Here is a 14,041-nt window from a genome sequence, read left to right on the forward strand (position 1 = left end):
GGCCCTGCCGTGACCGTCCTGCCCTCCGCCCTGGACCCGGCCGCCCCCGACCACCGGGCCAACCGCGAGGCCATGCTCGCCAGACTCGCCGACCTGGACGCCGAACACGCCAAGGCCCTCGCGGGCGGCGGCGAGAAGTACGTCGCCCGGCACCGGAAGCGCGGCAAGCTGCTGGCCCGCGAGCGCATCGAGCTGCTCCTCGACCCCGACACGCCCTTCCTGGAGCTGTCGCCGCTCGCCGCCTGGGGGAGTGAGTACGCCGTGGGCGCGTCCCTCGTCACCGGCATCGGCGTCGTCGAGGGCGTCGAGTGCCTGATCACCGCCAACGACCCGACCGTGCGCGGCGGCGCCAGCAACCCCTGGTCGCTGAAGAAGGCCCTGCGCGCCAACGACATCGCCCTCGCCAACCGGCTGCCCTGCATCAGCCTCGTCGAGTCCGGCGGCGCCGACCTGCCCTCGCAGAAGGAGATCTTCATCCCGGGCGGGGCGATCTTCCGCGACCTGACCCGGCTCTCGGCTGCCGGAATCCCCACCATCGCCGTCGTGTTCGGCAACTCGACGGCCGGGGGCGCCTACATCCCCGGCATGTCCGACCACACCATCATGGTCAAGGAGCGCGCCAAGGTCTTCCTCGGCGGGCCGCCGCTGGTCAAGATGGCCACCGGCGAGGAGAGCGACGACGAGTCGCTGGGCGGCGCCGAGATGCACGCCCGCACCTCCGGCCTCGCCGACCACTTCGCCGTCGACGAGCCCGACGCGCTGCGCCAGGCCCGCCGGATCGTCGCCCGCCTCAACCACCGCAAGGCGTACGCCGATCCGCCGCTCGCCGAACCGCCCAAGTACGACCCCGGGGAACTCCTCGGCATCGTCCCCGGCGACCTGCGCACCCCCTTCGACCCGCGCGAGGTGATCGCCCGGATCGTCGACGCCTCCGACTTCGACGAGTTCAAGCCCCTGTACGGGACCAGCCTGACCACCGGCTGGGCGAGCCTGCACGGCTACCCGGTCGGCGTCCTCGCCAACGCCCAAGGGGTCCTGTTCAGCGAGGAGTCGCAGAAGGCCGCCCAGTTCATCCAGCTCGCCAACCAGCGGGACATCCCGCTGCTCTTCCTGCACAACACCACCGGCTACATGGTCGGCAAGGAGTACGAACAGGGCGGCATCATCAAGCACGGCGCCATGATGATCAACGCGGTCTCCAACTCCCGCGTCCCCCACCTGTCCGTGCTCATGGGCGCCTCCTACGGCGCCGGCCACTACGGCATGTGCGGCCGCGCCTACGACCCCCGCTTCCTCTTCGCCTGGCCCAGCGCCAAGTCCGCCGTCATGGGTCCGCAGCAGCTCGCCGGCGTCCTGTCCATCGTCGCCCGCCAGTCCGCCGCCGCGAAGGGACAGCCCTACGACGACGAGGGCGACGCCGCCCTGCGCGCCATGGTGGAGCAGCAGATCGAGTCCGAGTCGCTGCCCATGTTCCTGTCCGGGCGGCTCTACGACGACGGCGTCATCGACCCGCGCGACACCCGCACCGTCCTCGGCCTGTGCCTGTCCGCCGTGCACACCGCCCCCTACGAGGGCGCGCGCGGCGGCTTCGGCGTCTTCCGGATGTGAGGAACCACGTGATTACTTCCGTACTCGTCGCCAACCGGGGCGAGATCGCCTGTCGCGTCTTCCGCACCTGCCGGGAGTGGGGGATCCGCACCGTCGCCGTGCACTCGGACGCCGACGAGAACGCCCTCCACGCGCGCGAGGCCGACGCCGCCGTACGCCTGCCGGGCGCGACCCCCGCCGACACCTACCTGCGCGGCGACCTGATCGTGAAGGCCGCCGTCGCCGCCGGAGCCGACGCCGTCCACCCCGGATACGGCTTCCTCTCCGAGAACGCCGGCTTCGCGCGCGCCGTACGGGACGCGGGCCTGGTGTGGATCGGGCCGCCGCCCGAGGCCATCGAGGCGATGGCGTCCAAGACCCGCGCCAAGGAACTCATGGGCATCGCGCCCCTCACCGACGTCACCGAGGCCGACCTGCCGGTCCTGGTGAAGGCGGCGGCGGGCGGCGGCGGACGCGGCATGCGCGTCGTACGCGACCTCGCCGACCTCGACGCCGAACTGACCGCCGCCCGCGCGGAGGCCGCGAGCGCCTTCGGCGACGGCGAGGTCTTCGTCGAGCCCTATCTGGAGAACGGCCGCCACGTCGAGGTGCAGATCCTCGCCGACACCCACGGCACCGTCTGGGCGCTCGGCACCCGCGACTGCTCCCTCCAGCGCCGCCACCAGAAGGTGATCGAAGAGGCCCCGGCACCCGGTCTGGCCCCCGGACTCACCGCCGAACTCCACGACCTCGCCGTACGCGCCGCCCGAGCCGTCGACTACGCCGGCGCCGGCACCGTCGAGTTCCTCGTCGCCGACGGCAGGGCGCACTTCCTGGAGATGAACACCCGCCTCCAGGTCGAACACCCCGTCACGGAGGCGGTCTTCGGCATCGACCTCGTCGCCCTCCAACTGCGGGTCGCGGAGGGCCACGCCCTGGAGGCCGACCCGCCACGCGCGCGTGGCCACGCCGTCGAGGCCCGCCTGTACGCCGAGGACCCGGCGAGCGGCTGGGCCCCGCAGACCGGCCGCCTGCACCGCCTCACCGTGCCCGACGGCATCCGCCTGGACACCGGCTACACCGACGGCGACGACATCGGCGTCCACTACGACCCGATGCTCGCCAAGGCGGTCGCCCACGCCCCCACGCGCGCGGAGGCCGTCCGCCGTCTCGCCGGCGCCCTGGACCGGGCCGAGATCCACGGCCCGGTCACCAACCGCGACCTGCTCGTCCGCTCCCTGCGCCACGAGGAGTTCACGTCCGGCCGGATGGACACGGGCTTCTACGACCGCCACCTCGCCGGCCTGACCCGGTCGGCTCCCGACCCCCTCGCCCCCCTGGCCGCCGCCCTGGCCGACGCGAGCACCCGCGCGGGCCGCTTCGGCGGCTGGCGCAACCTGCCCTCGCAGGCGCAGGTCAAGCGCTACGCCGGGGCGGGCGAGGAACACGAGGTCCGCTACCACCACACCCGCACCGGTCTCACCGCCGAGGGCGTCCGCGTCGTCCACGCCGGCCCCGACCGGGTCGTCCTGGAAACCGAAGGCGTACAACGCCGCTTCGCCATCGCCCGCTACGGCGACCGCATCCACGTCAACGCGACCGTACTCACCGCCCTGCCCCGCTTCCCCGACCCCACCGCCCAGCACGCCCCCGGCTCCCTCCTGGCGCCCATGCCGGGCACGGTCGTCCGCGTCGCGGAGGGCCTGACGGAGGGCACCACCGTCCAGGCGGGCCAGCCCCTCCTGTGGCTGGAGGCCATGAAGATGGAACACCGGATCACCGCCCCGGTGACGGGGAAACTGACGGTGCTCCCGGTAGGCCTCGGACGACAAGTGGAGATGGGCACCCTCTTGGCGATCGTCGAGTCCGACTGACCCAGGGGCGCGGGGAACTGCGCGACCAGCCACAACGGACCCGCACTCGTACAGCGACCGAAGGAGCCCCGTGACCACCCTCATCGAATCCGAAGAGCACAAGTCCCTCCGCGCAGCGGTATCGGCCTTCGCCCGAACCCGCCCCCACACCGCCGACCCCGAAGACAACAAACGCCTCTGGCAGGACGCGGCCAAGCTCGGCTACATAGGCGTCAACCTGCCGGAGGCATACGGCGGAGGCGGCGCCGGCATCACCGAACTCTCCCTCGTCCTCGAGGAGCTGGGCGCCGCCGGCAACCCGCTGCTCATGATGATCGTCTCCCCGGCGATCTGCGGCACCGTCATCGCCCGCTTCGGCACCGAGGAGCAGAAGCGCGAGTGGCTTCCGTCCCTCGCCGACGGCACCCGCCTCATGGCCTTCGGCATCACCGAACCCGACGCCGGCTCCAACAGCCACCGCATCACCACCACCGCCCGCCGCGACGCGGCCACCGGGGACTGGATCCTCACCGGCCGCAAGGTCTTCGTCTCCGGCGTCGACATCGCCGACGCCACCCTGATCGTCGGCCGCACCGAGGACGCCCGCACCGGCAAGCTCAAGCCCTGCCTGTTCATCGTCCCGCGCGACGCCCCCGGCTTCGAGCGCCGCGCCATCGACATGGAACTCGACGCGGTGGACCGGCAGTTCGAGCTCACTCTCGACGACGTACGGCTGCCCGCCGACGCCCTGGTCGGCGACGAGGACGCGGGTCTGCTCCAGCTCTTCGCGGGCCTCAACCCCGAGCGCGTCATGACCGCCGCCTTCGGCATCGGCATGGGCCGCCACGCCCTCTCCCGCGCCCTCGACTACGCCCGCGAGCGCACCGTCTGGAAGACGCCCATCGGCGCCCACCAGGCCATCGCGCACCCCCTCGCCCAGGCGCACATCGACCTGGAACTCGCCCGCCTGATGATGCAGAAGGCCGCCCACCTCTACGACGCGGGCGACGACGTGGGCGCCGGCGAGGCCGCCAACATGGCGAAGTACGCCGCCGGGGAGGCCTGCGTGAAGGCCGTCGACCAGGCCGTGCACACCCTCGGCGGCAACGGCCTCACCCGCGAGTACGGGCTCGGCCGGCTGATCACGGCGTCCCGTGTCGCCCGTATCGCCCCCGTGAGCCGGGAGATGATCCTCAACTACGTCTCCCACCAGACCCTGGGCCTGCCCAAGTCGTACTAGGCCAGTACTAGGCCGTGTCCAAGCGGCGTTGGAGGAACCGTGTTCCGCAGCGAGTACGCAGACGTCCCGCCCGTCGACCTGCCCATCCACGACGCGGTGCTCGGCGGGGCCGCCGCCTTCGGGGACACCCCGGCGCTCATCGACGGCACCGACGGCACCACCCTCACCTACGAGCAGGTGGACCGGTTCCACCGGCGCGTCGCCGCCGCCCTCGCCGGGACCGGCGTGCGCAAGGGCGACGTCCTCGCCCTGCACAGCCCCAACACCGTCGCCTTCCCGCTCGCCTTCTACGCCGCCACCCGCGCGGGCGCCTCCGTCACCACGGTGCACCCGCTCGCCACGGCCGAGGAGTTCGCCAAACAGCTGCGGGACTGCGCCGCCCGCTGGATCGTCACCGTCGCACCGCTCCTGGACACCGCCCGACGGGCCGCCGAACTCGCGGGCGGCGTCCAGGAGATCCTGGTCTGCGACAGCGCGCCCGGCCACCGCTCGCTGATCGACATGCTGGCCTCCACCGCGCCCGAACCGTCCGTCCCGATCGACCCGGCCGAGGACGTCGCCGCCCTGCCCTACTCCTCGGGCACCACCGGCACACCCAAGGGCGTCATGCTCACCCACCGGCAGATCGCCACCAACCTCGCCCAGCTCGAACCGTCGATGCCGTCCGCGCCCGGCGACCGCGTCCTGGCCGTCCTGCCGTTCTTCCACATCTACGGGCTGACGGCCCTCATGAACGCCCCGCTGCGGCTCGGCGCCACCGTCGTCGTCCTGCCCCGCTTCGACCTGGAGCAGTTCCTCGCCGCCATCCAGAACCACCGCATCACCAGCCTCTACGTCGCCCCGCCGATCGTCCTGGCCCTCGCCAAACACCCCCTGGTCGCCGACTACGACCTCTCCTCGCTGAAGTACATCGTCAGCGCCGCCGCCCCCCTGGACGCGCGCCTCGCCGCCGCCTGCTCCCAGCGGCTCGGCCTGCCGCCCGTCGGCCAGGCCTACGGCATGACGGAACTGTCCCCGGGCACCCACGTCGTCCCCCTGGACGCCATGGCCGACGCGCCACCCGGCACCGTCGGCAGACTCATCGCCGGCACCGAGATGCGCATCGTCTCCCTCACCGACCCCGGCAAGGACCTCCCCGCCGGGGAATCCGGCGAAATCCTCATCCGCGGCCCCCAGATCATGAAGGGCTACCTCAACCGCCCCGACGCCACCGCCGCGATGATCGACGAGGAGGGCTGGCTGCACACCGGCGACGTCGGACACACCGACACCGACGGCTGGCTCTTCGTCGTCGACCGCGTCAAGGAACTCATCAAGTACAAGGGCTTCCAGGTGGCCCCCGCCGAACTCGAGGCCCTCCTGCTCACCCACCCCCGCATCGCCGACGCCGCCGTCATCGGCGAGTACGACGACGACGGCAACGAGGTACCGCACGCCTTCGTCGTACGCCAGCCGGCCGCACCCGGCCTCGCGGAGGGCGAGATCATGATGTACGTCGCCGAACGCGTCGCCCCCTACAAACGCGTCCGCAAGGTCACCTTCACCGACGCCGTCCCCCGCGCCGCGTCCGGCAAGATCCTGCGCCGCGAACTGAGGAAGCAGCAGTGACCACCGTCCTCCGCACCCGCACGCGGGGAGTCGAGACCCTCACCCTCGACTCCCCGCACAACCGCAACGCCCTGTCCGCCGCCCTCGTCGGCGACCTGACCGGCGCCCTCACCGCGGCGGGCGAGGACCCCGGCGTCCGCGCCGTCGTCCTCGCCCACACCGGCAACACCTTCAGCGCGGGCGCCGACCTGCGCGACCCGCCCGACCCGGACGCCCTGGTCGGCCTGTTCCGGCGGATCGCCGAGGTGCCGAAACCGGTGATCGCCCGGGTCGCCGGGCACGTCCGCGCGGGCGGCCTCGGTCTGGTCGCCGCCTGCGACATCGCGGCGGCGTCCACGGAGTCGACCTTCGCCTTCACCGAGGTCCGCATCGGCGTCGCGCCCGCCGTCATCTCCCTGACCCTGCTGCCCCGCACCGACCCGCGCGCCCTCGCCCGCTACTACCTCACCGGCGAACGCTTCGACGCCGCCGAGGCCGCCCGCACCGGCCTGGTCACGGCGGCGGGCGACGACGTGGACGCCGTACTCGCACCCGTCCTCGACGGTGTGCGCCGTGCCTCACCGCAGGGCCTGGCCGAGACGAAACGGCTGCTCACGGCTAGGGTGCTGGAGGCCTTCGACCGGGACGCGGCCGGCCTGACCGCGCTCTCGGCCCGGCTGTTCGCCTCCCCGCAGGCCCGCGAGGGGATGACGGCCTTCCTCGAACGACGGGATCCGGAATGGGTGGTGTGAGCGGCGCCGCGAACACGGCGGACCGCACGGAGCGCGTACCCAAGCAGGACCGCAGCCGGGCCACCCGGCAGCGGCTCCTCGAAGCCGCCGTGGCCTGCCTCGCCGAACGCGGCTGGGCCGGGTCCACGGTCTCCGTCGTCGCCGAACACGCCGGCGTCTCCCGCGGCGCCGCCCAGCACCACTTCCCCACCCGCGAGGACCTCTTCACCGCGGCCGTGGAGTACGTCGCCGAGGAACGCTCCGTCGCGCTGCGCCACCTGTTCCCCGGGGGCGCGGCCGCCGGTGACCGGCGCGCGGTGGTCGCCGCGCTCGTCGACCTCTACACCGGCCCGCTCTTCCGCGCCGCCCTGCACCTGTGGGTGGCCGCCTCCAACGAGGAGCAGCTGCGCGGCCGGGTCACCGAACTGGAGGCCCGCGTCGGCCGCGAGAGCCACCGCATCGCCGTCGACCTCCTCGGCGCCGACGAGTCCCGCCCCGGCGCCCGCGAAACCGTCCAGGGCCTCCTGGACATGGCCCGCGGCCTGGGCCTCGCCAACCTCCTCACCGACGACGCGGCCCGGCGGGAACGGGTGGTGGAGCAGTGGGCGCGGCTGCTGGACGCGGCGCTGACGCGGGAGGTGGGGTGACGCCGTGGGGGACCGGTTCCAGGTGATCGTCGACCTCGACGCGGACGACGGCGACGCCGAGCCGCTCGCCCGGCGCGTGCGGGAGTGGCTCGTGGTCGAGGGCGTCGTCCTCGCCGAGCGCACCCCCTGCGTTCCCGGCCGGCCCCTGGGGCACCCGCCCGGCCCGCACTGGGAGCGGGCGGTGACCGACGACTGGGACTTCCCGCCCTCGGACGGCCTCGCCGTCCACACCCGGCGCACCGGCTTCACCAGCGGCGCGGACATGCCGGGCGCGGCCCTGTGCCCCCGGTGTGCGGCGGCCGTCGTCCTCGACGACGCAGCCGCCTGGCAGACCTTCAGCACCGCGATGCGGACCTGGCACGACACGGGCGCGGCGGCGGTGGACTGCCCGGCCTGCGCCGCGCCGGTCCCCGTCCAGGACTGGACCTGGGACGAGGCTCCACTCGCTCTCGGGCACCTCGGCTTCGAGTTCTGGAACTGGCCCGACCTCACCGACGACTTCCGGGCCCGCGTCGCCGCCCACCTCGACGGCCACCGCACCTCGTACCTGTGGGGCAAGTTCTAGACGCGGCGCCAAAACCCGTCACGGACTCAGCCGCTCCACCCGCCAGCCCCCGCCGCCCTCCGCCACGTACCGCAACCGGTCGTGCAGCCGGTTCTCCCGGCCCTGCCAGAACTCCACCGCCTCCGGCACCACCCGAAACCCGCCCCAGTGCGGCGGCACCGGCACCTGCTCGCCCTCCGGATAGCGCGCCGCCAGCTCGGCGTACGCCGCGTCCAGGGCACGGCGGTCCGCCACCACCGAGGACTGGACGCTCGCCCAGGCACCCAGCTGCGACCCGTGCGGCCGGGTCCGGAAGTACCCGGCGGTCTCGTCCCGCCCGGTGCGGCACGCCACGCCCGTCACCACGACCTGCCGGGCCATCGGATGCCACGGGAACAGCAGCGAGACGTAACGGTTCGCGTCCAGCTCGCGCGCCTTGCGGGAGTCGTAGTTGGTGTAGAAGACGAACCCCCGCTCGTCGAAGTGCTTCAGCAGCACCGTGCGGGAGCTGGGCCGCCCCTCGGCGTCCGCCGTGGAGACCACCATGGCGTTCGGCTCGAACAGCCCGCCGTCCGTCGCCGCCTGCTTGAACCAGCGCGCGAACTGCTCGACGGGCGTCGCCGCCAGCTCGGTCTCGGACAGCCCCTCGGCCCGGTACTGCTTGCGCATCGACGCGAGATCGAAGGGAACCTGGGCGGCGGCGGGGACGGCGGAATCGGCTTCGCGATCGGTCACGCCGCCCATCCTGCCGTATCCGCTCCGCCCCCCGGCCGGGGTGGCACCGAGTGCCGCACCCACTCCCCAAGCACGGCACTCGGGGATATGGTTCTTGGTCCCGCTCCGGCCGGATGACCGACGGCCGCACGGGGCATCACAGGGGTGACCGGCAGGACCGCGAGTCGGGGACACGACCGCGGATCCATGGAGGCGGCGCACCGCCTCCGCCCAGGTCGCCGCAGACCACTGATCACGAGGAGCCGCCTGATGTCCGACTTCGTACCCGGGCTAGAGGGAGTCGTCGCCTTCGAGACGGAGATCGCCGAACCCGACAAGGAGGGCGGCGCCCTCCGCTACCGCGGCGTCGACATCGAGGACCTGGTCGGCCACGTCTCCTTCGGCAACGTGTGGGGACTGCTCGTCGACGGGGCCTTCAACCCCGGCCTGCCGCCCGCCGAGCCCTTCCCCATCCCCGTGCACTCCGGCGACATCCGGGTCGACGTCCAGTCCGCCCTGGCCATGCTCGCCCCCGCCTGGGGCCTCAAACCCCTCCTGGACATCGACGCCGCGCAGGCCCGCGACGACCTCGCCCGCGCCGCCGTCATGGCCCTGTCCTACGTCGCCCAGTCGGCGCGCGGCCAGAGCCTGCCCATGGTCCCGCAGCGCGAGATCGACAAGGCCAACTCGGTGGTCGAACGCTTCATGATCCGCTGGCGCGGCGAACCCGACCCCAAGCACGTCGCCGCCGTCGACGCCTACTGGACCTCCGCCGCCGAGCACGGCATGAACGCCTCCACCTTCACCGCCCGCGTCATCGCCTCCACCGGCGCCGACGTGGCCGCCGCCCTCTCCGGAGCCGTCGGCGCCATGTCCGGCCCACTGCACGGCGGCGCCCCCTCCCGCGTCCTGCACATGATCGAGGAGATCGAGCGCACCGGCGACGCCGAGGCCTACGTCAAGAAGACCCTCGACGCGGGCGAACGCCTCATGGGCTTCGGCCACCGCGTCTACCGCGCCGAGGACCCGCGCGCCCGCGTCCTGCGCCGCACCGCCCGCGAACTGGGCGCCCCGCGCTACGAGGTCGCCGAGGCCCTGGAGAAGGCCGCCCTCGCCGAGCTCCACGCCCGCCGCCCCGACCGGGTGCTGGCCACCAACGTCGAGTTCTGGGCCGCCATCATGCTGGACTTCGCGGAGGTCCCGGCGCCCATGTTCACCTCGATGTTCACCTGCGCCCGCACCGCCGGCTGGTCCGCCCACATCCTGGAGCAGAAGCGCACCGGCCGCCTGGTCCGTCCCTCCGCCCGCTACACGGGCCCGGGCACCCGCGACCCGCGTGAGATCGAGGGCTACGCCGACATCGCCGACTGATCCCCCTGAAACGCAGGCGACCCGCGAGTCTGGTTCCTCCGTGGAGGAGCCGGCCGGACGTACCGGCGACTCGCGGGTCGGGTGACTGCTCTGGGATTGGGCCGGCTGCACGCGTCTTTCACGCGCTGGTCCGGCGCCGCACTCCGTGTGGTGCCGGGCCGCTAGCCCGCAGCCACCTCACGCGTCCGGATGTCATACATCTGCCGAACCACCTCCCTTCTCGTGTACGGACCACCCTAAGAACGGGGCGGCCGTCGATTCAATCGATTTTCCGGATCGATTCGTTGCCGATCTCCCATGGACGCGTCTTCGCTGGTCACCTACGGTTTCGCCCATGACGAAACGCCAGGGGGCCCCGCCGGCAAGGCGGGTGATAGTCAGTGGATCGACGTTCGAGGAGCGGATCGGGTACGCCCGGGCCGTCGTCGACGGCGACCGGGTGCACGTGTCGGGGACGACGGGGTTCGACTACACGTCGATGACGATTTCCGACGACGTCGTGGAGCAGGCCGAGCAGTGCCTGCGGAACATCGGGGCCGCGCTCGCCGAGGCGGGGTGCACGTTCGCGGACGTGGTGCGGGTGCGGTACCTGCTGCCCGCACGGGAGGACTTCGAGCCCTGCTGGCCCGTGCTGCGGCGGACGTTCGGCCGGGTGCGGCCGGCCGCGACGATGACGGTGTGCGGGCTCGCGGACGAGCGGATGCGCATCGAGATCGAGGTGGACGCGCGGCGGGGGACGGTCGCCGCGGGGCCCGGATCGGCGCTGCGGATCGAGCCGGTGGACGGGGACGCCATGGTGGAACAGTGGCGGCACGTGCACAACGTGATCGTGCCGCCGGCCGCCATGACCCTCGACGAGGCGCGTGAGCGCGTCGGACGCAACCGGCTGGCCAACGCCTACCTGGGGGACGTCCTCGTCGGCTGCTCCACCGTGCGGCCGCCCGGCGGCGAGGAGCGGGCGGCGACCGTGATCGCGCGGGTGCTGCCCGCCTACCGGGGGCGCGGGATCGGTACGGCGCTCTACGAGGAGGGGCTGGCGCACGCGCGCGTACTGGGTGCCGGGGCGGTGGAGACCGTGGTGCTGGCGGCCAACGCCGACGGGCTGCGGTTCGCCGGGGCGCGCGGGTTCGTCGAGAAGGAGCGGTACGTGCTCGACGGCGAGAGCGACGAATGGGTCGATCTCAGGCTCGCCGCCGGGCCGGCGTGACGCCTGCCGTCTCCCGCCGCACGGCCCCCGTCATGCCCCGTCATGACGGGGGCGTATGCCGAGTTTCCGCAGTACAACGATTTCCCGCGAACTTGCGGGAACCCGGTGTGTGCTGCATCACGTTCGAGTTGAATGAAGGCCAGTGAGCGAACCGACGTACGGTACGGCGGACGCAGCCTGCAGGGGGTCCAGGTGAGTGCTTCCCGGCGTAGTGGGACCACCGACGAGCTGGGGCCGGACGAGCCGGAGCAGCCCGAGCGGGACGGCGCGGACCTGTTGGCCGCGCTCCTCGACGGCATGGACGCGGCTCTGTGCGCCTTCGACGCGGAGGGGGTCGTCACCCACTGGAACCGCGAGGCGGAGCGGATCCTGGGCTGGAGCGCGGCCGAGGCCGTGGGACGGCAGGGCTTCGCCGGGTGGGCGGTGCGCAGCGCGGACGCCGGCGAGGTGGAGGACCGGCTGCTGTCCGCGATGCGGGCGCCGGGGCGGCAGGTGCACGAGTTCGCGCTGCTGACCAAGGACGGCGGCCGGGTGCTGGTACGCACCCAGTCCGCGGCGGTGCGCGGTCCCGACGGGAAGCCCGCCGGGGTGTACTGCGCGTTCAGCGAGGTGCACGCGCAGATCGACCTGGAGCGGTCCATCGCGCTGAGCGAGGCCCTGCTGGAGGACGCGAGCTGGGGTGTCGTCCTGGTGGACGTGGACCTGCGGCCCGCCGTGGTCAACGCGCACGCGGCGCGGGCGCTGGGCGCCGGGCGTACGTCCGTCCTGGGGCGGCCGCTCGGTGATCTGCTCGCCCAGGGCGTCGAGGAGCTGGAGAACGCGCTGACGCACGTCCTCGCCGAGGGCGCGCCGCCCGCACCGGCCGAGGTGTGGGTGAGCCTGCGCACGCCGGAGGGCGAACGGCGCCGGTGCTGGCGCAGCGGGTTCGTGCGGCTGGCCTCGCCGCTGGCCGAGGAGCCGGTGCCGTTGGGGGTCGGCTGGCTGTTCCAGGACGTCACGGAGTCGAAGCAGGGCGAGCAGGAGGCGGCGCTGCTGCGCTTCAGGGCCAACCAGCTGCACCGGGCGGCGCGTGCCGCGGCCGAGTGCGAGGACCCGGCGGAGGCCGCGATCGTCCACCTCGACTTCGCGCTGGCCGGGTTCGCCGACCACGCCCTGATCGACCGGGTCGTCGGCGGCGCCGCGCCGGACACCGACGCGGCCGAGCCGGTGCGGCTGGTCCGGGTCGCGGCCACGCCGTCCGGCGCGCCGGGGCCGAGCGTTCCGTCCGGGACCGCCGGGATGCCGGTGCGCTACGGCGAGGGGCATCCCGCCGTGCAGTGCGTGGAGCGGGCCGGCTCGGTGCGGGCCAGCGCCGGGGTGCGGACGGTGCCCGAGGAGCAGGTGCGGCAGTGGGCGGCGGCCCGGCAGTGGCCGGCGGACACGGTGCACGGCCTGTGCGCGGTGCTGCGCAGCCGCGGCCGGACCCTGGGCGTCGTCACCTTCCTGCGGGGCGCGGGCCGCAGCGCCTTCGAGCGGCCGGACGCCATGTACGCCGAGGACGTGGCGGTCCGGATCGCGACGGCACTGGACCTGGCCGGCGCGGTGGACCGGCGCTGAACGGGGCCCGGGTCCGTTCAGCGGCGGTAGAAGATGCGGTCCCCGTACTGGTCAAGGACGCGGCCGTTCCACTCGTGGCCGCCGTCCACGTTGCCGGAGCGCAGGAGCGGGGGCTCGATGCCGCGGTCGGCGAGGGCGGCGGCCGCCGTGGCCGTCATGGCCTGCATGAGGGCGCTGGTGACGACCGTGGAGGCGGGCGCGAAGGGCGCCGGGACGGTGTCCAGGGTGAGTTCCGCGTCGCCGACGGCGATCTTGGAGTCCAGCACGATGTCGCAGTGGTCCTTGAGGAACGTGCCGGAGGCGTGCCGCGACGTCGTCTCGGTCGCGTACGCCACCGAGGTCACCCCGACGACCCGGACGCCGAGGGCGCGGGCGTTCATGGCCATCTCCACGGGCAGCGCGTTGCGGCCGGAGAGGGAGATGATCACCAGGGCGTCGCCCTCGCGGAGCGGCGAGGAGTCCAGTACGGCGCTCGCGAGGCCGTCGACGCGTTCCAGGGCGGAGCCGAGCGTGGCCGGCATCACGTCGACGCCGACGACGCCGGGCACGGTGAGCAGGTTCATCAGGGCGAGTCCGCCCGCGCGGTACACGACGTCCTGGGCGGCGAGCGAGGAGTGGCCGGCGCCGAAGGCGAAGAGCCGGCCGCCGTTCTGCACGGTGTCGGCGAGCAGGGTGCCGGCCGCCTCGATGCTGTCCGCCTCCTCGTCGCGGACGCGTCGCAGGAGGTCGATCGCCGCGTCGAGGAACTGGCCGGCCGGCTTGCGGTCGCTCATGCGGGACCCCTTCGGTGTGGCTGCGTCGCGGATCACGGTGCGGTCTGGACCAGTGCGGTGTCAATACGGCGTCAACGCTGTGGGACGGTGGGGCGCGAGTGGGCGCGCGCGGGCCCGTCCGGGCCCGGCTTTTCGCGGCGCGGCACGGTTGTCGGTGGTATGCGTCAGAATTGGTGGCAGGGCCAGCGCAC

12 protein-coding genes are annotated in these 14,041 nt (G+C 73.3%); 10 read left to right on the top strand and 2 right to left on the bottom strand.

The window, feature by feature from the left end:
- The first annotated feature begins 9 nt into the window (after positions 1-9).
- From ACIQFU_RS26705 to ACIQFU_RS26735, 7 genes are all read left to right on the top strand, one after another.
- Complete coding sequence (locus ACIQFU_RS26705; protein ID WP_402554708.1) at positions 10-1,608, top strand: acyl-CoA carboxylase subunit beta; 1,599 nt, start codon at positions 10-12, stop codon at positions 1,606-1,608.
- A gap of 8 nt (positions 1,609-1,616) precedes the next feature.
- Entirely contained in the window at positions 1,617-3,461 is a 1,845-nt protein-coding gene (locus tag ACIQFU_RS26710; protein WP_402554709.1) for an acetyl/propionyl/methylcrotonyl-CoA carboxylase subunit alpha, read from the top strand.
- A 70-nt stretch (positions 3,462-3,531) separates the two neighbouring features.
- Positions 3,532-4,680 (top strand): acyl-CoA dehydrogenase family protein, encoded by a 1,149-nt coding sequence (locus ACIQFU_RS26715; protein WP_402554710.1) that lies wholly within the window; start codon positions 3,532-3,534, stop codon positions 4,678-4,680.
- Between the two features lie 39 nt (positions 4,681-4,719).
- Positions 4,720-6,288 (top strand): 4-coumarate--CoA ligase family protein, encoded by a 1,569-nt coding sequence (locus ACIQFU_RS26720; protein ID WP_402554711.1) that lies wholly within the window; start codon positions 4,720-4,722, stop codon positions 6,286-6,288.
- Positions 6,285-7,019 (top strand): enoyl-CoA hydratase family protein, encoded by a 735-nt coding sequence (locus ACIQFU_RS26725; protein ID WP_402554712.1) that lies wholly within the window; start codon positions 6,285-6,287, stop codon positions 7,017-7,019. The genes ACIQFU_RS26720 and ACIQFU_RS26725 overlap by 4 nt, the downstream gene beginning before the upstream one ends.
- A complete protein-coding gene (locus ACIQFU_RS26730) occupies positions 7,007-7,645 on the top strand; it encodes a TetR/AcrR family transcriptional regulator (RefSeq protein ID WP_402554713.1) in 639 nt (212 codons plus the stop codon). The genes ACIQFU_RS26725 and ACIQFU_RS26730 overlap by 13 nt, the downstream gene beginning before the upstream one ends.
- Before the next feature lie 4 nt (positions 7,646-7,649).
- On the top strand, positions 7,650-8,210 hold the full coding sequence (locus ACIQFU_RS26735) for a hypothetical protein (RefSeq protein WP_402554714.1): 561 nt from the start codon (positions 7,650-7,652) through the stop codon (positions 8,208-8,210).
- 18 nt (positions 8,211-8,228) lie between these two features.
- On the opposite strand, the gene pdxH is transcribed toward ACIQFU_RS26735, so the two are convergent.
- Positions 8,229-8,933, bottom strand: a complete 705-nt coding sequence (gene pdxH, locus ACIQFU_RS26740) for a pyridoxamine 5'-phosphate oxidase (RefSeq protein WP_402554715.1) — start codon at positions 8,931-8,933, stop codon at positions 8,229-8,231.
- Between the two features lie 240 nt (positions 8,934-9,173).
- Here pdxH and ACIQFU_RS26745 point away from each other — a divergent pair, with 240 nt between their 5' ends.
- The 3 genes from ACIQFU_RS26745 to ACIQFU_RS26755 all read left to right on the top strand — a co-directional run bounded on the left by ACIQFU_RS26745 (position 9,174) and on the right by ACIQFU_RS26755 (position 13,077).
- On the top strand, positions 9,174-10,274 hold the full coding sequence (locus ACIQFU_RS26745) for a citrate synthase 2 (RefSeq protein ID WP_402554716.1): 1,101 nt from the start codon (positions 9,174-9,176) through the stop codon (positions 10,272-10,274).
- Positions 10,275-10,608: 334 nt separating this feature from the next.
- The gene (locus ACIQFU_RS26750; RefSeq protein ID WP_402554717.1) at positions 10,609-11,481 is read left to right on the top strand and encodes a GNAT family N-acetyltransferase; all 873 of its coding nucleotides are present in this window, start codon (positions 10,609-10,611) and stop codon (positions 11,479-11,481) included.
- 192 nt (positions 11,482-11,673) lie between these two features.
- Entirely contained in the window at positions 11,674-13,077 is a 1,404-nt protein-coding gene (locus tag ACIQFU_RS26755; protein ID WP_402554718.1) for a PAS domain-containing protein, read from the top strand.
- A 17-nt stretch (positions 13,078-13,094) separates the two neighbouring features.
- Here ACIQFU_RS26755 and ACIQFU_RS26760 read toward each other — a convergent pair whose 3' ends face one another.
- Complete coding sequence (locus tag ACIQFU_RS26760; protein WP_402554719.1) at positions 13,095-13,850, bottom strand: SIS domain-containing protein; 756 nt, start codon at positions 13,848-13,850, stop codon at positions 13,095-13,097.
- Between the last annotated feature and the right edge of the window lie 191 nt (positions 13,851-14,041).

Source organism: Streptomyces sp. NPDC093065, assembly GCF_044754585.1.
Classification (GTDB): Bacteria; Actinomycetota; Actinomycetes; order Streptomycetales; family Streptomycetaceae; genus Streptomyces.